This is a genomic window from Sphingomonas folli, from assembly GCF_019429525.1.
In the GTDB taxonomy this organism is placed as follows: Bacteria; Pseudomonadota; Alphaproteobacteria; order Sphingomonadales; family Sphingomonadaceae; genus Sphingomonas; species Sphingomonas folii.
The window spans coordinates 115452-133218 of sequence record NZ_JAHXZL010000011.1; the positions used below are offsets into that span (position 1 = coordinate 115452).

A 17767-nucleotide genomic window follows, 5' to 3' on the forward strand; every position below is an offset into this window, starting at 1 on the left:
CCGGACCTGTTCCGGGATGACGGCGGCGTGGAGTGACGTCCTCCCCTCAGAAGCTCAGCGCGGCGCTGAAGCGCAGCGAGCGGCCGAGGATCGGGCGCGCCAGCACCGGCCCGGTCCCCTGCGAGCCGATGATCCGCGGGTTGCCCTCGGTCAGCCCGATCTCGTTGGTGAGATTGTTGCCCGTGACCTGCAGCCGGATCCGCTCCGCCACCTCGACCGACACGCCCGCGTCGAGCTGGTAGAAGCGCGGCAGCAGCTGCTGGTTCTCCGGGTCGGAGAAGCGGTCGCCGGTATATTGCAGCGTGGCGAACAGCGACGGGCGCAGGCTCCCGACCGGCAGCTCGTAGGACGGCGTCACGCGCCACATCCAGCGTGGCTGGCGCTGCACGCGGTTGCCGGTGTTGTCGATCGCGCCGCCGCCGGTGAAGAAGTCCTGGTAGGTGCCGTCGAGGAAGGTCCCCGCCGCGGCCAGGCTGAAGCCCGCGAACGGCCGCAGCGCGCCCTCCAGCTCGACGCCCGTCGCCTTGGCGCCGCCGACCTGGCTCAGCGCGACGTTGTTGACCAGCTGGGTCGTCGCCAGCCCGTCGAACTTATTGTGGAACACGGTGGCGTAGAGGTTGAGCCACGGCATCGAGACCTTGAGCCCACCCTCGTAGGTATCGACCTTGGCGACGATGGTGAGACCCTCGCGCAGATTGTCGAACTGCGGGAAGCTGTGGCCGCGGCTGTAGCGCGCGAACACGCCGACCTGCGAGGTGAAGTCGAAGTTCGCGCCCGCGGTCCACGACCAGCGCCCCTCGCGATACGGATCCAGCGCGACGCGCTCGCCGAAGACGTTGACCGCATTGTCGTAGAGCGTGTTCGGGTTGCCATCGAGGTTGACCGGGGTCGCCGCCGGCGTGCGCAGGTTCCCGTCGACGATATGCTTCTGGTAGCGCAGCCCGCCGTCGACGCGCAGCTGCGACGTGATCTGCAGCTCGTCGACCGCGTAGAAGGCGAGGTCCGACCCCTTGTAATAAGCGTCGACCAGGAAGCCGTCGCCGCTGGTGAAGCCGTTCTGCGTCGCGGTGCGGCCGCCGTTGAGCGTCAGGTCGAGCAGCCGCGCGCGCGGCTCGGCGGTGAGCAGCACCTGGTTGCCCAGCGCCCATTGGTCGCGCGTGGTGTAGTCGGCGTAGTAGAAGCCGCCGGTCAGCTTGTTGCCGCCGGCCTTCCACTCCAGCGCGGTGTCGGCGACGAAGGAGGTGATCTTCTTCTGCACGCTCCAGATGCCCGCGCGCATCACCTGCGTGTCCGCGCCCGAGGCGACCGCGCCGCCGCCGTTGACGTAGCTGAGCGACGACACGGTCGAGCCCGCGCCGCCGAGCGCGACCGCCATCGCCGAGGCGGCGGTGGGCGGCCCGTCGGGCACGAGCCCGACCGTGTCGGCGCGCCCGCCGAGATAGCTCATCCGCTCGCGCACGCGCAGGCCGTCGGCCACCTCATAGTCGAAGGTGAGGCCGGTGTTGATCACGTCGGCGCCGCGGCCGTTCTCGAGGTCGACGGTGGCGCCCTGGACGTTGCGCGTCAGCCGCGTCTCCGGGCCCAGCAGGGTGCCGGTGCCCGCGTCGAAGCCGGGATAGGCGCTGATCTTGCGCCCGTCCTGGATCACCGGGATCGGCAGCAGCCACTGGCCACGGTCGTTGAGGTAGCGCGCATAGACCTCGACCGAGCCGCGGCCCTCGAAGTCATGGTGGATGTTGGCGGTGACCTGCCCGCCCTTCTCGGCGCGGAAGCCTGGGTCGCGGATGCCGTTGCCCTGCGCGTAGAAGCCGCCGATCATGAAGCCGGTGTTCTCGCCGAGCGGGCCCGACACCCAGGCGTCGCCGCGTGCCTCGTCATAGTCGGTGTACGAGAATTTCGCGAGGCCGTGGAGCTCGCTGCCGCCGGTGCGCGGCACGACGTTGACGGTGAGGCCGGGCTGGCCGTTGGAGAAGAGCGAGCCGGTGCCGCCGCGCACCGCCTCGACCCGCTGCACCGTCTCGTCGAGCCGGATCAGCTGCGAGTTCTCGAGGAAGGAGAGCGTCGGCGGCGGGAAGATCGGCACGCCACCGAGCTGGAAGGTGACGAACTGCGCGTCGCCGCCCGAAGGGTAGCCGCGCACGAAGATGTTCGCGCCGTTCTGCCCGCCCGAGCTCTCCGCCATCACGCCGGGGACGGTGCGGAGCAGGTCGGCGGTGCTGTTGGGCGCGGCGCGCTCTATCGCGTCGTCGCTGAGCGTGGTCACCGCGAAGGCGGCGTCCTGCCGCCGCGTGCCGCCGCCCGCGGTGCCGACGACGATGATGTCGTCGCCGGTCGGCGCATTGGCGTCGACGATGCCGGTGTCGGGCTGCGATCGCTGCGCGGTGTCCTGGGCGGGGTCGGGCGCGCTGCCGGGCGCGCTGCCGGTCTGGGCGAGTGCGGCGGGCGCGAGCAGCGTCAGCGCGACGGTGGCGGCGCCGGACAGCAGCCGCGTGGCGTGGATGGACCGCATGTTTCTTCTCCCTCTGGCGCGGCGCTCGGATGGCGCCGTTAACCATGCATGTAGGTCGCGCGCGGACTCGTGTCGACACACGGCGGGCCGGGGTTGGGTCGTTGCCGGGAAGGGGTTGCTTTCGCGCCACAGTCCGGCGAGCGGCGTGCTCCCTCTATCGAGACAGCGCGTCTGGATCCCCGCCTGCGCGGGGATGACGAAAAGAAGAATGACAAATCTAAGCAGTAAAAAATGTCATCCCCGCGCAGGCGAGGATTCAGACGCGCCGGCGGCGCGATCATCCGCGCCATCGCCGCGCGCGGGGGCTACCCGCCGTGGCGTCGTGCAGCGCGTGTTGCCCGGCTCCTCCGTGCACCCGCGCGCGACGCGATCACCCCACCAGCGCCAGCCGGCAGATCCGGTCCGAGGCGGTGAGGAACAGGCTGCGCCCGCCCTCGCCCACGCAGGCGTTGGCGATGGGCCTGCCGTTGCCGATGATCCCCAGCAGCTCGCCCGCGGGCGACAGCACGTGGATCCCGCCCGGCCCGCTCGCGAACAGGTGCCCCGCCGCGGCGACGTCCATCCCGTCGGGCGAGCCCGGCCAGCCCCTCGCTTTCTCGGCGCGCATGTCGCGGAACAGGCGCGAGCCGGTCGGCACCCCGCGCGCGTCGAGCGCATAGGCGAGCACCACCGGCGCGGCGTCGTCGGAGCGAGACAGGTACAGGGTGCGCTCGTCGGGCGAGAGGCCGATGCCGTTGGGGAAGCGCTGCGTGCCGTCGAGCAGCGTCACCGTCCCGTCGGGGTCGAGCCGGTACAATCCCATCACGTCCAGCTCGCGCAGCGGCGAATCCGGTCCCTCCGCCAGCCCGTAGGTCGGGTCGGTGAAGTAGATCGCTCCCGAGCGCGCCACCACCACGTCGTTGCAGCTGTTGAAGCGCCGGCCGCGATAGCGGTCGGCCAGCACGGTGCGCTTCCTGGTCGCGAGATCGACCCGCACGATCGCGCGCGTGCCGCTGTCGGCGACGATCAGCCGGCCCTGGTGGTCGAGCGCGAGCCCGTTCGCCCCGGCCTCGCGGATCGTCGGCGGGATCGGCGTCTGCAAGCCGGAGGGGTCGAGGAAGGGCCTGGCGCCGTCGCGGCGCGACCAGCGGTGCACCACGTTGGCGGGCACGTCGGAGAAGAGCAGATAGTCGCCGCGCGCCACCCACACCGGCCCCTCGGTCCAGCGATAGCCGGTGGCGAGCGTCTCGATCGCGGCGCCCGGCGGGACGATACGGTCGAGCCGCGGGTCGAGCCGTACCACGCCCAGCGGCGCCGGCTCCGCCGCGCGCGCCGCGCCCGCGACGAGCATCCCGCCGCCCAGCCCCGCCAGCGCGGCGCGCCGGGTGAGCGCGGTCATACCAGCCGCACGCGCTGGCCCTCGCGCGCCGAGCGGTAGATCGCCTCGATCACGCGCAGGTCTGCCAGCCCTTCCTCGCCGCCGGTCAGCGGCTCCTTGTCGTCGCGGATGCACTCGGCGAGATGGTCGAGCTGCCCGGCGTGCTGCGCCTTGCCCGCGGGCGGGTCGCGCGGCTCGGTGCGGCCGTCGCGGTGGATCCGCATCTGCTGGCCGTCATAGGAGGTGGCGGGCTCGAGCTCGATCCAGCCCTTGGTGCCGGTGACGCGATAGGCGTTGTGGTTCGAATTGTAGCTCGACACGCAGGTCGCCTCGATCCCCGAGGGGAAGCGCAGCAGGAAGGAGATCTTGTCCTCCACCGTGCGGAAGCGCGCGTCGGAGCGGTCGGTCGACTCGATCGCGCTGACCTCGACCGGGTTCTCGCCGGCGAGATAGCGCGCCGCGTTGAGGCTGTAGATGCCGATGTCCATCAGCGAGCCGCCGCCCGACAGCGGGCGGTCGAGCCGCCATTGGTTGGGCTGGATGGTGAAGCCGTGCTCCGAGGTGATGATCTGCGTCGGCCCGACGAAGCCGCTCTGCGCCAGCTGGATCGCCAGCATGTTGTGCGGCTGGAAGCGCGAGCGATAGCCGATCATCAGCTTGCGCTTGGCAGCACGGCAGGCGTCGATCATCGTCTGGCATTCCGCCACCGAGACCGCCATCGGCTTCTCGCACATCACGTGCTTGCCCGCCTTGGCGGCGCGCACGACGTACTCGGCGTGCATCGAGTTGGGCAGGATGACGTAGACCACGTCGACGTCGGGATTGTCGCGGATCGTGTCGAAATTGGCGTAGCTGTAGCGATGCGTCTTGGGAATGTTGTACTGCGCGCCGAACTTCTCGAGCTTGGCGGGCGTGCCGCTGACCAGCGCGACCAGCCGCGAATGGTCGCACTCGGCGAACTTGGACATGATCAGCTCGGCGTAGCGGCCCAGCCCGACCACGGCATAGCCGATCTTGCGGTCGCGCGGTGGCGCGGCGCAGGCGCCGCTCGCGGCGACGGCGAGCCCCATCCCGAGCCCGGCGATGATGGTGCGACGGTCGGCCTCGCGCATGTCCCTCTCCCTCTGCTGTCGACGCTTTGGGCGCCGCTGCTCAGAGGGGTAACAGCATCATCCGGGGAGCGCTACCATGTCCGCCGCGGCGGCCCCGCGCGCGTCGTAGCGCGCCTGCGCCGCCGCCACCGCACCCATCCGCGTCTCCGCCCAGTCGATGATCTGGCCTAGAGCGCCGAGCAATTCGCGCCCGAGCGGCGTGACGCGATAGACCACCTTGATCGGCACGCTGGCCTCGACCTCGCGGGTCACGAGCCCGTCGCGCTCGAGCGAGCGCAGCGTCTGGCTCAGCATCTTCTGCGACACGCCCGCGACCCGGCGCTTGAGCTCGCTGAAGCGCCGCGGCGAGTCGCCCAGCAGCAGCAGGATCAGCACGCTCCATTTGTCGCCGACGCGGTCGAGCAGGCGACGGGTCGGGCAGTCGGCGGCGTAGGCGTCGCCGCGCACGGTATCGCCGGGGTGACCAGGTGAGGCGGAGGTGCCGTCTTGCATGACGCCGCGCCCTAGCCGAGTAGGTCACCGTTGGAAACCACCTACGGAGGGTGAGATGAAGGTAGCGGTGCTGGGCGCGAGCGGTCGCGCGGGCAAGGAGATCACGCGAGAGCTGGCGCGGCGCGGCCACGCCGTCACCGCGGTGGCGCGCCACCCCGAGGCGATCCCCGCCGGTGACGGCGTCACCGCGGTGGCGGGCGACGCGCACGACGCGGACGCGCTGGCGGCGCTGATCCGCGGGCACGACGCGGTGATCAGCGCGCTCCACTTCGACGTGACCGCCGAGACGCTGCTGGGCGCGGTGCGCGCCGCCGGGGTGCCGCGGCTGCTGGTGACCGGGGGCGCGGCGAGCCTGCGCACCGCCGACGGTGGGAAGCTGATCGACTCGCCCGACTTCCCCGCGGCGTGGCGCGACATGGCGATGGGCGGCGTCCGCTTCCTCGACGCGCTGCGCGCGGTGGACGACGTCGACTGGACCTTCTTCTCGCCCGCCGCGCTGATCGAGGAGGGGCCGCGCACCGGGCAGTTCCGGCTCGGCGGCGACGAGCTGGTGGTCGACGGCGCGGGGCAGAGCCGGATCAGCTTCGCCGATTACGCGATCGCGATGGTCGACGAGCTGGAACAGCACCGGCACCCGCGCGCCCGCTTCACCGCGGCCTATTGAGGCGTGTGACGGCGCTCGCGGCCTCAGCGCCCCCTCGCGGGGATGCGGCGAGAAAGCGGCAACGGGTTCAAGATCCTCCCCGCTCGCGGGGAGGGGGACCAGCCGCAGGCTGGTGGAGGGGGCTCTCCACGGGCGCTGCGCCCCGTGGGACGCGCCTTCACGTGGGACGCGCCTCCACGCGCGTCGCGCCGCTCGGAGAACCCCTACCACCACTCGCTTGGCGAGCGATCCCCCTCCCCGCCCCGGGGGAGGACCTGTCTCAGAACGCGGCGATGCCGGTGATGGCGCGGCCGAGGATCAGCGCGTGGACGTCGTGCGCGCCCTCGTAGGTGTTGACCGTCTCGAGGTTCATCAGGTGGCGCATCACCTGATACTCGCCCGAGATGCCGTTGCCGCCGTGCATGTCGCGCGCCGCGCGCGCCACGTCGAGCGCCTTGCCGACGTTGTTGCGCTTGACCAGCGAGACCATCTCGGGCGCGAACCGCCCCTCGTCCATCAGCCGCCCGACCCGCAGGCTCGCCTGCAGCCCGAGCGCGATCTCGGTCTCCATGTCGGCCAGCTTCTTCTGGAACAGCTGCCGCCCGGCGAGCGGCGTGCCGAACTGCCGGCGGTCGAGCCCGTATTGCCGCGCGGCGTGGAAGCAATATTCCGCCGCCCCCAGCGCCCCCCAGCTGATCCCGTAGCGCGCGCGGTTGAGGCAGCCGAACGGCCCCTTCAGCCCCGCCACGTTCGGCAGCAGGGCGTCCTCGCTGACCTCAACCTCGTCCATCATCACCATGCCGGTGATCGAGGCGCGCAAGCTGAGCTTGCCCTCGATCTTGGGCGTGGCCAGGCCCTTCGCGCCCTTCTCCAGCACGAAGCCGCGGATCGCGCCGTCGTGCGCGTCGCTCTTGGCCCAGATCACGAACACGTCGGCGATCGGGCTGTTCGAGATCCAGGTCTTGGCGCCCGAGATCACGTAGCCGCCCTCGGTCTTGCGCGCGCGCGTCGTCATGCCGCCGGGATCCGAGCCGGCGTCGGGCTCGGTCAGCCCGAAGCAGCCGATCAGCTCGCCGCGCGCCAGCCCCGGCAGCCAGCGGTGGCGCTGTGCCTCCGAGCCGTAGGCGTAGATCGGGTACATCACGAGGCTCGACTGCACGCTCATCATCGAGCGATAGCCTGAGTCGATCCGCTCCACCTCGCGCGCCACCAGGCCGTAGGCGACGTAGGAGGCGCCGACGCCGCCATATTCCTCCGGGATGGTCGGGCCGAGCAGACCCAGTTCCCCCATCTCGCGGAAGATCGCGGGGTCGGTGTGCTCGTTGGCGAACGCCTCGACGATGCGCGGCGCGAGCTTGTCCTCGGCATAGGCGCGCGCGGTGTCGCGCACCATCCGCTCGTCCTCGCTCAGCTGATCGTCGAGCAGGAACGGGTCTGCCCAGTCGAACCGGCCCATCTGGGTCATGCGGTGCTCAATCCTCTCCGATGTCGTGCCCGGCGCCGCCGGGGTCTGCGCCCGGCTCTAACGCAGTGCGCGCCTTTTCGGAACCGCGCGAGGCGGGCAGCGCGATCTCGCAGCGGACGCCGTCGTCGCGCAGCTCGAAGCGCGTGCGCGCGCCGAGCTGATAGGGCAGAGCGTGCTCGATCAGCTCGCGCCCGTAGCCGCCGCCCGGCGCCGGCGCGTCGACGCCCGTGTCGCGCGCGACGCCGCTCTCGTGCCAGGTGACGTGGAGCATCGGCACGCCGCCGTGCTCCGCCACCCGCCAGTCCAGCGCCAGCCGCCCGCCGCGCGGCGACAGCGCGCCATATTTGAGCGCGTTGGTGGCGAGCTCGTGGAGCGCCAGCGCGAAGGTCTGCACCGTGGTCGAGCGCAGCCGCACCCCGCGCGGGCCTCTCATCGTCACCCGCCCCGAGGCGAGCCAGTCGGTGCCGCCGAGCGACTCGAGCTCGCTCATCGCCAGCTCGTCGAAGGTGACGCGGTCGCCCTCGCTCAGCCGCGCGAGCAGGCCGTTGACCCGCGCCAGCGCGCTGAGCCGGTCGTCGAAGCGGCCCGCGAAATCGTCGAGCGAGGTGCTGCTGGCGATCAGCTGGTTGGAGAGGCCGCGCACCACGCCGAGCAGGTTGCGCGTGCGGTGCTGCAGCTCGGCGACGAGCACCTCGAGCCGGTCCGAGCTCGCCTTGGCCGCGGTCGCGTCCTCGCTGATCCCGCCGATGCGGTGCACGCGCCCGTCGGCGTCGCGGATCGGGAACGCGGTGTCGCGCACCCAGCGCACCGCGCCGTCCGCGGCGCGGCGGACGCGGAACTCGGCGGTGACGGTGTCGCCGGCGCGAACCCGGCGCAGCGCGTCGAGCGCGCCGGCGCGGTCGGTGGGCAGGATCAGCCGCGCCACCCGACGCAGGTCGTCGCGGCTCCCGATCTCGGCGAGCGGCAGCCCGTACAGCCGCTCGAACGCGGGGCTGGCATATTCCACCCGCAGCTCGCGCGCGTCGCGCACCCACAAAGCGTCGGTCGAGGCGGCGCCGAACTGCCGGAACCGCGCCTCGCTCTGGCGCAGCGCCGCCTCGGCGCGCTTGCGCGCGGTGAGATCGATGGTGACGACCAGCAGCGAGCGCGGCGCCTCGCCCGCGTCGCCCAGCGGGGTGATGCTGCTGTTGGCCCAGACGACGCTGCCGTCGGCCCGATGGTAGCATTTGTCGAGCGCGGCGGTGCGCCCGCTCGCCAGCGCCTCGCCGACCGCGGCGTAAGAGGCTGCCAGATAGGCCGGGTCGGTCACGTCGGCGACGCCGAGCCGCAGCAGCTCGGCCTCGTCGCGCCCGAGCAGCCGGCACAGCTCCTGGTTGACGCGCAGGAAGCGCCCGCCCTGGTCGACCTCGGAGAGGCCGACCGAGGCGACGGAGAAGATCGCGCGCAGCCGCGCGTCGCTCGCGGCGCGCTGCGCGTCGCGGTGGCGCTCGACGGTGACGTCGCGCAGCACGCCGATCCAGCCCTCGATCGCGCCGGCGGGGTCGCGGATCGGGTCGATCGTCCAGTCGACGACGTACGGCGCGCCGTCCTTGCGGTAGTTGATTGTCTCGCCGGCGTAGCCGCGGCCGGCGCGCAGCGCGTCCTTGAGCGCGGCGAGCACCGCCCGGTCGGTCTCCGGGCCCTGGACGATCCGCGGCGTCGCGCCGAGCAGCTCGTGCTCCGCGTAGCCGGTGAGCGCGCACATCGCCGCGTTGACGAAGCGGATCACCGGGCCGGGGCGCTCGATCTCGGGCCCGGTGACGACGATCGCATGCCCCGCCACCGCGGCGGCGCGACGGAACATCGGTGCGTCGTGCTCGTCGTGCGGCGGTCCTTTCATGCGCCCGGCTTATCGGCCGATCGGCGCCACCGCCAGCCGGTTAGGCATCCGAGCCGCGGTCAGAACTTCGCGCCCAGCCGCAGGCCGATCGTGCGCGGGGTGATCGGCACGACATACGGCCGCTGGTCGCACGCGCCGCACTGCTGGAAGCGGGAGATCTGGCCGCGCTCGTCCCACAGGTTCCGCACGAACAGCTCGAGCGTGTAGCTCGACCATTCCGCCCCCGCGGAGAGGTTGCCCGTGGTATAGCCCTCGATCCGCCCCAGCGCCGCGGCCTTGGCGACGCGCAGGTCCGACGCCGCAGAGCTCTGGTGCGACACCAGCCCCTGGAGATAGGCCTTGGCCGCACCGATCGGCACGGTGTAGCGCGCGGTGCCGCCGATCTTGAAGCGCGGCGTCACCGGCAGCCGCGTGCCGCTCGGCGCGAGCACGTCGCTGCCGTCGCCCAGGCAGGTGACGGTGTCGCACAGGTCGGTGCGTGTCTTGGCATCGGTGTAGGCGCCCGAGGCGGTGAGCGAGAGCGGGCCGGCGCTGACGTTGGCGTCCAGCTCGATGCCGCGGATGCGCGCGTCGGGGCCGTTCTGGATCACGGTGAAACTGTTCTCGCCCAGGAACGAGAATTGGAACTGGTCCCAGTCCTGCTGGTACACCGCGCCGTTGATCCGCAGCCGCCCGTCGAGCCAGGTCGTCTTCCAGCCGAGCTCATAGTTGGTGAGGAAGTCGGCGGCATAGTCGCCGACGTCGCCGCGCCGGTTGATCCCGCCGGGGCGGAAGCCCTTCGACCAGGTGGCGTAGAGCAGCAGCAGGTCGGTCGGCTTCCAGGTCGCGTTGAAGCGATAGGTCACGCCCTGGCCGTCGGCGCGCTTGGGCACCACGGTGTTGCCCTTGACCACGCCGAGGTTGACGCAGGGGATCGCGCCGACGTCGGGGGTCGTCAGGAAGGCGCCGGTGTCGCCGCCGTTGAGATAGGCGTCGCGCAGCGTGCCCCCGCCGGCGAGGTAGCAGCTCGCCACGCCGGTGCGCGAGCTGCCCGCGGCGTTGAACGGCGTCGCGGTATAGGGGCGCCCGTCGGCGGGATCGACGCCGGGATTGCGGCCGAAGCCGAAGAAGCCGACCAGCGAGTTGTCGTAGATGAAGGCGCGCCCGCCCGCGGTGAGCGTCAGCCGGGGCGTGAGATCGTAGCTCGCCTCGCCGAAGACCGCGTAATCCTTGTCGACGCGGTGCTGGCGCGTCAGCCACAGCGTCCCGGTATAGCCGTTGACGGAGACGTCGGGGCCGAGGTTCGGGATCTGGTAGTCCTGGAAGATCAGGTTGCTCTGCCGCTGGTAGAAGCCGCCGGCGACGATCCGGAAGGGCTGGTCGGCGGGCGAGGCGACGCGCAGCTCCTGGCTGGTCTTCTTGAAATGGTCGCGCCCGATCACGCGCTGGCGCGGGTCGATCGTGTTCCCAGCGGAATCCTGATAGTAGAAATAGCCGGCCAGCCCGCCGACCGAGGAATAGAGCGAGTCATACGCCTCGGAATAGTCCGTATAGTCGGTCGACTGCTCGGCGCGACGGTCGAGATAGGCGCCGGCATAGGTCACGTCCCAGTTGCCGAGCTGGCCCTCGATGGTCAGCGCCGCCTGGGCGAAGCGGTCCTTGCGATATTCCGGGTAGAAATGCTGCACCTCGAGGTCGCCGACCTTCGGATCATAGGCGTAGGTGCCGTGGCTGCGCTGCTCCTGGTAGAGCAGGGTCGGCGTCGCGGTCCAATTGTCGTCGAGGTCGATCTTGAGCGCGGCGCGGCCGCCATAGGTCTCGGTGTCGTTATAGTCCTTCTCGACGAACTGGTCGTTGTTGACCGTGATGCCGCCGGGCTCGGGCAGGAAGCTGCGCGTGCCGGGCACGTTGTCGATGAAGCCCGCGTCGCGCTGGTAGAAGCCGACGACGCGCAGCGCCACGCGCTCGCCGAACGGGATGTTGAGCATGCCCTCGGTGGAATAGCCGATCCCGCCCGAGCGGACGCTGTTCACCTCGCCGTCGACGCGGCCGTAGAAGCCGGCGGTGTCGGGCTTGTTGGTGATGATCCGGATCGTGCCGGCCTCGCTCGACGCGCCGTACAGCGTGCCCTGCGGCCCGGCGAGGCTCTCGATCCGGGCGATGTCGTAGATATGGATGTCGAGCGTGCCGCCGATCGTGGTGACGGGCTGCTCGTCGAGATAGGTGCCGACCGAGGGCAGCGACCCCGAGTGGTTGCCGTCGCCGCCGGAGGCGACGCCCCGCATGTAGACGGTGGTGACGCCGGGCTGGGTCGACTGGAACGCCACCGACGGCAGCAGCTGGGTATATTCGTTGAAGTTGGAGACGTTGAGCTGGTCCAGCCGGCGCGTGCCGATGGCCTGGATGCTGATCGGCACGTCCTGGATATTCTCGTCGCGCTTCTGCGCGGTGACGATGATGTCACCGTCGGTGGCGCTGCTGTTCTGCGGCACGTCGGCCTGGGTGACCTGGCCAGAGCCGGTCGGCGCGGCGGCGACCTGGTCCGGCGCCGCGTTCTGCGCCGCCGCCGGGGACGCGATCGCGGCTGAGGCGAGAAGCTGCACCAGCATGCGACGCTTGAAGCTCACGACCACAATGCCCCCATTGTTGCGACTATATGACCGGCATGCTGCGCTGCGGCGCGGGACGCGTCAATCGGCCTTGCGGCGGGGCGCGACATTTTGTTGCCGCGGGTGTGGCACCGATGTCGCGCATGGCTCGGTGAGCCGCGAGCGGACGACATAAAAGGTCGGCCGCTTCCAGGCGAGCCGGTGCAACCGCGCCACTCCCGTCCTCCCCACGCAGGCGGGATCCGGCCGCGCCGACCTTCGTGGTAGAGCCTCACGTCGGCGTGTAGGGATCACCGCGTGCGCGGGGCTGACGGAGGGAGAGGCGACACGTCGCGGGCGGAGGCGAGCGACCGACAGGCCCCGTCGGGCGTCCAGCGCCGCCCCCCGCCCGAGCCCGGGTGGCCGCCGCGGCGACGGATTTCGACACGCCGACGCAGCGCGCGCGCCGCTCGGCCGTTGTCGCAGGCCATGCAGACGATGATCGACCGCGCCGTCCCCGCCGAGGAGCCGCGCGATGCCCCGACCGCCCCGCCCGTGCTGTGGATCGCGCTCGGCCTCGCCGGGCTGGTCGGCGTCGTCCTGCTCGCGCTGCTGGTCGGCGGCGGCGCGCCGCTCGCCTGGGACCGCGCGATCATGCTCGCGCTGCGCGTGCCCGGCGACCCGGCGCAGCCGATCGGCCCGGCGTGGCTGCACGCGGCGCTGGTCGACGTCACCGCGCTCGGCAGCGGCACGGTGCTGACCCTGGTGGTGGCGGGGGCGAGCGGGCTGCTGCTGGTGCGCCGGCTGTGGCTCACCGCGGCGCTGGTCGCGGCGGCGACGATCAGCGGCTCGATCCTCGCGGCCCAGGCGAAATACTGGGTCGGGCGGCCGCGGCCCGAGCTGGTCGACCATCTCGTCCAGGTCACCGGGCTGAGCTTCCCGAGCGGGCACGCGACCAACAGCGCCCTGGTCTATCTCACGCTCGCCGGGCTGGTCGCGCAGGTCGCCGACGGGCGCGCGGTGCGCAGCTACATCTTCTCTATCGCGATCCTGCTGACCGGGACGATCGGGGTGAGCCGCGTGTACCTCGGCGTGCACTGGCCGTCCGACGTGCTGGCGGGCTGGTGCGCCGGCACGGGTTGGGCGGCTTTATGGTGGTGGCTCGGCGCGACCCTGCGGCGCTCGCTGGCGCGCTAGAGGCTGATTCATCTGGTGTGAACCTGCGGGGGTGCTCCGACCGACGTAGGAGCCCAGAGCCTCGCGCGTCACGCCTGCGGCCCTGGGCTCCGGCGTTCACCGGAGCACGGACCGAGGGAGGTGGGTCAGACCCTAGCGCGACGCCGGCGAGCGATAGGCAACCGATTGGCAAGAAAACGGGAATACCGGCGTGCCCTGGGGCAGGCGAACGGGGGATCTGTTTGTGTCAGAAGGTAGTTTCACGAGGCGTTGGCTGATCGCCCTGGGCCTGTTGGTCGTGGCGGCGCTCGCTTTCCCTCTCCTGTTACGCCCACTCCTCGGCGCCACCGCCTGCGCGGGGACGGGGGGAGCATGCGGCGCGGTCGCGCTCTTAGCCGGCATTGTCTTTCGGCTGCCGCTGGTGATCGGGGTGGGTGTGTATATCGCCCGACTTGCCTATCTCAGGTCCCGCACGATCGGCCTCTATCCAGCGGCCTTCCTCTTCGTGCTCAGCGTCTATCTCGCGGCGGCGCCGGCCCTGTTCGGCGTTGGCAACGTCTCGAGCGCCGCGTTCACGCTGGGCGTTGATCCTCGCTACGGCGTCACCGCGTTCGGTCTGCTCGTCGCCGCGTTGCTGGGCCTCGGTGCGCTGTCTCCCAAGACCGCCACGCGACCGCTGGCCGCGCGCTCGACCACTTTCGCCATCGGCGCGTTGTCGATGATCTTGCTCCTCCCCGCGTCACTGCGCGGCGCCGCGCTGATCCCGCTCAGCGGCCCGTGGTTGAAGCGGGTGTCGTACCAACTCGAGGCGCTATTCTCGCCCATGCTGCGCGCCGCCGATGGCAAACTGGCGCTCGCCGTCCCGCTCTGCTTCACGTGCACGCTCTTGTGGTGGCTCATCGCCACGCGGCGGTCGACGCACCGTCTCGGTGCGACCGACGCCTAGCGCGGGTCCGCTCGCGCGAGCAGCCGCCGCGCCGCGGCGAGGTGCGGCGCGTCGACCATGCGGCCGTCGAGCTGGAGCGCGCCCGCGCCCGGGTGCGCGTCGAACAGCGCGACGAGCCGCCGCGCCGCCGCCAGCTCGTCCTCGCCGGGGGTGAAAGCGGCGTTGATCACCGCCACCTGCGCGGGGTGGATTGCCATCATCCCGGTGAAACCGTCCCGCCGCGCGCGCGCCGCATAGGCCGCCAGCCCGTCCAGGTCGCGGAAATCGGGGTAGACCGTCTCGATCGCCGCCACGCCGGCGGCATGCGCGGCGAACAAGGCGAGCGCGCGCACCATCTTATAGGGGTCGGTGTAGTCCCCGTCCGCCGCGCGCGCGGTGAGCGCCCCGATCGCGGCGGGCAGGTCCTCCGCGCCCCAGGTCAGCCCCGCCAGCCCGGCGCCGTCATAGTCCCCGAGCGCGAAGACCGCGCGCGGCGTCTCGGTCGCGATCGGGAGCACGTGATAGTCGCCCGGCAGCGCGGCGCGCAGCGCGGCGACGGTGGCGCGGCCCTCCGCCTTGGGCAGCACCACGCCGGCGAGCGGCGCGCCCGCCAGCGCGGCGGCGTCGGCGGCGAACGCCTCGGTCCCGACCGGGTTGACCCGCACCAGCAGCGCCGGGCCGGCCGGCGCGCGCGCGAGAAGGGCGCGTACCGCGTCGCGCGCCGCCGGCTTGGCGGCGGGCGCGACCGCGTCCTCCAGGTCGAGGATCAGCGCGTCGGCGCCGAGCCCCAGCGCTTTCTCCATCCGCTCCGGCCGGTCGCCCGGCACGAACAGGAGCGAGCGCCACGTCACCGCGCGCGTTCGGCCAGCCGCCGCTCCCACGCCAGCGCGTCGCGGACGATCCCCTCCAGGTCGTCGCGCCGCGGCGCCCAGTCGATCGTGCGCAGGATCGCGGCATTGTCCGCGACCAGCTCGGCCGGGTCGCCCGCGCGGCGGCCCTCGAGGCGGCGCTCGATCGGGTGGTTGGTCACGCGGTCGACCGCGTCGAGCACCTCCAGCACCGAGAAGCCGCGGCCGTAGCCGCAGTTGAGCGTGTGGCTCTCGCCCGGCCGCTCGACCAGCAGCTTCAGCGCGGCGACATGCGCCTCGGCGAGGTCGCTGACGTGGATATAGTCGCGCACCCCGGTGCCGTCGCTGGTCGGGAAGTCGGTGCCGTAGACCGACACCGCGGCGCGCTTGCCGGTCGCGGCCTCGACCGCGATCTTGATCAGATGGGTCGCGCCGACGGTCGACTGGCCGCTGCGCCCCTGCGGGTCCGCGCCCGCGACGTTGAAATAGCGCAGGCAGCAGTGGTTCATCGGGTGCGCCGCCGAGACGTCCTTGAGCATATGCTCGGTCATCAGCTTGGACATGCCGTACGGATTGATCGGCACCTTGGGGTCGTTCTCGGCGACGGGCACGCGCTCGGGCGTGCCATAGGTCGCCGCGGTCGAGGAGAAGATGAAGTGCGGCACGCCCTCGGCCACCGCGCTCTCGATCAGGCTGCGCGTCGCCGCGGTGTTGTTGCGATAATATTTGAGCGGGTCGGTGACCGACTCGGGCACCACCACCGAGCCGGCGAAATGCATGATCGCGCGCACCTCGTGCTCGCGGATCACGTCGCGGACGCGCGCGTCCTCGACCGCGACGTCGACGAAGGCGGCGCGCGGGTCGACCGCCCAGTCGAAGCCGGTGACGAGATTGTCGACGACGACGACGTCGTAGCCGGCATCCAGCAGCGCGAGCACGGCGTGGCTGCCGATATAGCCGGCGCCGCCGGTCACCATCACCTTGCCGTCGAGCGTCGCGTCCTGCGTCATGCCTGTCTCCCGTGCCGTTGCCGCCGCCTAGCGGCTTCCTACATGACACGCAAAGGAGACGCTTCTCATGACGGAATATGCGACGCTGGCGGGTGGCTGCTTCTGGTGCACCGAGGCGGTGTTCAAGGACGTGATCGGCGTGGAGAGCGTCGAGAGCGGCTATATCGGCGGCCACGTCCCCCACCCGACCTACAAGCAGGTGTGCGGCGGTGACACCGGCCACGCCGAGGCGATCCGGGTCGGCTTCGACCCCGCGCAGGTGAGCTACGCCGACCTGCTCGACATCTTCTTCGCCACGCACGACCCGACCCAGCTCAACCGCCAGGGCAACGACGTCGGCACGCAGTATCGCTCGGCGATCTTCCCCGAGACGGTGATGCAGGAGGAACAGGCCAACCAGGCGATCGCGCGCGCGCAGGAGGATGCGCCGGGCAAGATCGTGACCACGATCGAGGAGTTCGGGGACTGGTACCCGGCCGAGGGTTACCACCAGGATTACTGGGAGACCGCCGGGCGGTCGAACCCTTATTGCATGGCGGTGATCCCGCCCAAGCTGCAGAAGCTGCGCAAGAGCTTCGCCGCGCGCAGCAGGGCGAGCGCGTCGGCGGCGTGAGGGAGGGGCGGCCTCGCCGGGGTTGAGAGCTCGTCTTGGCCAAGGCCCGCCGACGTGATCGCCGGGCTCCCTTTCTCCGTCATCCCGGACTTGGTCCGGGATCCATCCTTCCGCGTGAGCAACGCCTTCTACGTACGCGGACCGCTGGATCCCGGAACACGTCCGGGATGACGGGGAAAGAGGAGCGGGCAAGCTCCGAAGCGATGCCGCGGCAGGAACACGCCGCGCGCGCCTAGCGCCGCGCGGCGCGGCGCAGCCGGTCGTTGATCGCGACCCCCACGCCCGCCTCGGGCACCGGCGCCACCGCGATCCGCGCGCGCGCGCTCGCGTCGGCGCGGTGGAGCGCGTCGAACAGCCGCGCCGCCGCCTCGACCGGGTCGCCCGCCGCCGACAGCGTGTCGTCCCCCGCCACCGCGCCATAGCCGATCAGCCACTCGTCCGCCTCGCCGGCGACCGCCTCCAGCCGCAGCGGCTTGCGCGGCGCATAATGGGTCGCGAGCTGCCCCGGCGCGCTGACGTGCGCGGTCGTCCCCGCCGTCACCGGCAGCAGCGCGCGCAGCATCTCCGCGGTGACCGGGCCGGGGCGCAGGATCGTCCGCCCCGCCACGATCGTCGACTCCACCCCCTCGTCCGTCGCGCCGTCGTCGAGGATCAGCGGCACCGCCGCGCCCAGGCTCGCCGCGACATGCTCGGCGCGGGTGGGGCTGATCGCGTTGCTCGCGTTGGCCGAGGGCGCGGCGAGCGGCGCGCCGCTGACCGCCAGCAGCGCGCGCATCGCGCGATGCGCCGGCACGCGCAGCGCGATCGTGTCGAGCCCCGCGGTGACCAGCGACGCCACCCCCGCCCCCGCGCGCAGCGGCAGCACCAGCGTCAGCGGCCCCGGCCAGAAGCGCCCCGCCAGCGCCCGCGCGTCGTCGTCGAGCACCGCCAGCGCCTCCGCCGCGGCGAGATCGAGCACGTGGACGATCAGCGGGTTGAAGCTGGGCCGCCCTTTCGCGGCGTAGATCCGCGCCACCGCACGCGAATCGCGCGCGTCGGCGGCCAGGCCGTAGACGGTCTCGGTCGGCACCGCGACGATCCCGCCGGCGCGGATCGCCGCCGCCGCCGCCGCGATCGCGGCCGTGCCGTAGCGGCGGATCTGGGGGAGTTGAGCGGTCATCGCACCGGGTAT

The 17767-nt window shown here is 71.8% G+C and carries 14 protein-coding genes; 4 read left to right on the forward strand and 10 right to left on the reverse strand.

Features of this window, described 5'->3' with window-relative positions:
- Nucleotides 1-46: 46 nt before the first annotated feature.
- The 4 genes from KZ813_RS16270 to KZ813_RS16285 all read right to left on the reverse strand — a co-directional run bounded on the left by KZ813_RS16270 (nt 47) and on the right by KZ813_RS16285 (nt 5470).
- The gene (locus KZ813_RS16270; protein WP_219756035.1) at nt 47-2509 is read right to left on the reverse strand and encodes a TonB-dependent receptor; all 2463 of its coding nucleotides are present in this window, start codon (nt 2507-2509) and stop codon (nt 47-49) included.
- A 370-nt stretch (nt 2510-2879) separates the two neighbouring features.
- Entirely contained in the window at nt 2880-3887 is a 1008-nt protein-coding gene (locus tag KZ813_RS16275) for an SMP-30/gluconolactonase/LRE family protein (RefSeq protein ID WP_258046877.1), read from the reverse strand.
- Entirely contained in the window at nt 3884-4978 is a 1095-nt protein-coding gene (locus KZ813_RS16280) for a Gfo/Idh/MocA family protein (RefSeq protein WP_258046878.1), read from the reverse strand. Before KZ813_RS16280 ends, KZ813_RS16275 begins: the two co-directional genes overlap by 4 nt.
- Nucleotides 4979-5035: 57 nt before the next feature.
- Nucleotides 5036-5470, reverse strand: coding sequence for a winged helix-turn-helix transcriptional regulator (locus tag KZ813_RS16285; RefSeq protein ID WP_219756036.1), 435 nt, complete (start codon nt 5468-5470; stop codon nt 5036-5038).
- A 55-nt stretch (nt 5471-5525) separates the two neighbouring features.
- Between KZ813_RS16285 and KZ813_RS16290 the strand changes: the two genes are divergently transcribed.
- A complete protein-coding gene (locus KZ813_RS16290) occupies nt 5526-6134 on the forward strand; it encodes an NAD(P)-dependent oxidoreductase (RefSeq protein WP_219756037.1) in 609 nt (202 codons plus the stop codon).
- Nucleotides 6135-6393: 259 nt separating this feature from the next.
- Here KZ813_RS16290 and KZ813_RS16295 read toward each other — a convergent pair whose 3' ends face one another.
- From KZ813_RS16295 to KZ813_RS16305, 3 genes are read right to left on the reverse strand one after another with little or no spacing between them, the layout of a single operon-like run.
- Nucleotides 6394-7578, reverse strand: coding sequence for an acyl-CoA dehydrogenase (locus KZ813_RS16295; RefSeq protein WP_219756038.1), 1185 nt, complete (start codon nt 7576-7578; stop codon nt 6394-6396).
- 7 nt (nt 7579-7585) lie between these two features.
- Nucleotides 7586-9457, reverse strand: a complete 1872-nt coding sequence (locus KZ813_RS16300) for a PAS domain-containing sensor histidine kinase (protein WP_219756039.1) — start codon at nt 9455-9457, stop codon at nt 7586-7588.
- A gap of 59 nt (nt 9458-9516) precedes the next feature.
- Nucleotides 9517-12045, reverse strand: coding sequence for a TonB-dependent receptor (locus KZ813_RS16305; protein ID WP_219756040.1), 2529 nt, complete (start codon nt 12043-12045; stop codon nt 9517-9519).
- 468 nt (nt 12046-12513) lie between these two features.
- On the opposite strand from KZ813_RS16305, the gene KZ813_RS16310 reads away from it, so the two are divergent.
- Together KZ813_RS16310 and KZ813_RS16315 are read left to right on the forward strand one after the other, a co-directional pair.
- A complete protein-coding gene (locus tag KZ813_RS16310; protein WP_258046879.1) occupies nt 12514-13221 on the forward strand; it encodes a phosphatase PAP2 family protein in 708 nt (235 codons plus the stop codon).
- Nucleotides 13222-13444: 223 nt separating this feature from the next.
- Nucleotides 13445-14146, forward strand: a complete 702-nt coding sequence (locus KZ813_RS16315) for a hypothetical protein (protein ID WP_219756041.1) — start codon at nt 13445-13447, stop codon at nt 14144-14146.
- On the opposite strand, the gene KZ813_RS16320 is transcribed toward KZ813_RS16315, so the two are convergent.
- Both KZ813_RS16320 and galE read right to left on the reverse strand, forming a co-directional pair.
- Complete coding sequence (locus tag KZ813_RS16320; protein ID WP_219756042.1) at nt 14143-14976, reverse strand: HpcH/HpaI aldolase/citrate lyase family protein; 834 nt, start codon at nt 14974-14976, stop codon at nt 14143-14145. The genes KZ813_RS16315 and KZ813_RS16320 overlap by 4 nt on opposite strands.
- A complete protein-coding gene (gene galE / locus KZ813_RS16325) occupies nt 14973-15983 on the reverse strand; it encodes a UDP-glucose 4-epimerase GalE (RefSeq protein WP_219756043.1) in 1011 nt (336 codons plus the stop codon). Before galE ends, KZ813_RS16320 begins: the two co-directional genes overlap by 4 nt.
- A gap of 67 nt (nt 15984-16050) precedes the next feature.
- On the opposite strand from galE, the gene msrA reads away from it, so the two are divergent.
- Nucleotides 16051-16596 carry a peptide-methionine (S)-S-oxide reductase MsrA gene (gene msrA / locus KZ813_RS16330; RefSeq protein ID WP_219756044.1) on the forward strand — a complete coding sequence of 182 codons (546 nt, stop codon included), beginning with the start codon at nt 16051-16053 and terminating at the stop codon, nt 16594-16596.
- A 232-nt stretch (nt 16597-16828) separates the two neighbouring features.
- On the opposite strand, the gene KZ813_RS16335 is transcribed toward msrA, so the two are convergent.
- Nucleotides 16829-17755: an L-threonylcarbamoyladenylate synthase gene (locus KZ813_RS16335; protein WP_219756045.1), complete on the reverse strand. Its 927-nt coding sequence runs from the start codon at nt 17753-17755 to the stop codon at nt 16829-16831.
- Nucleotides 17756-17767 lie beyond the last annotated feature (12 nt).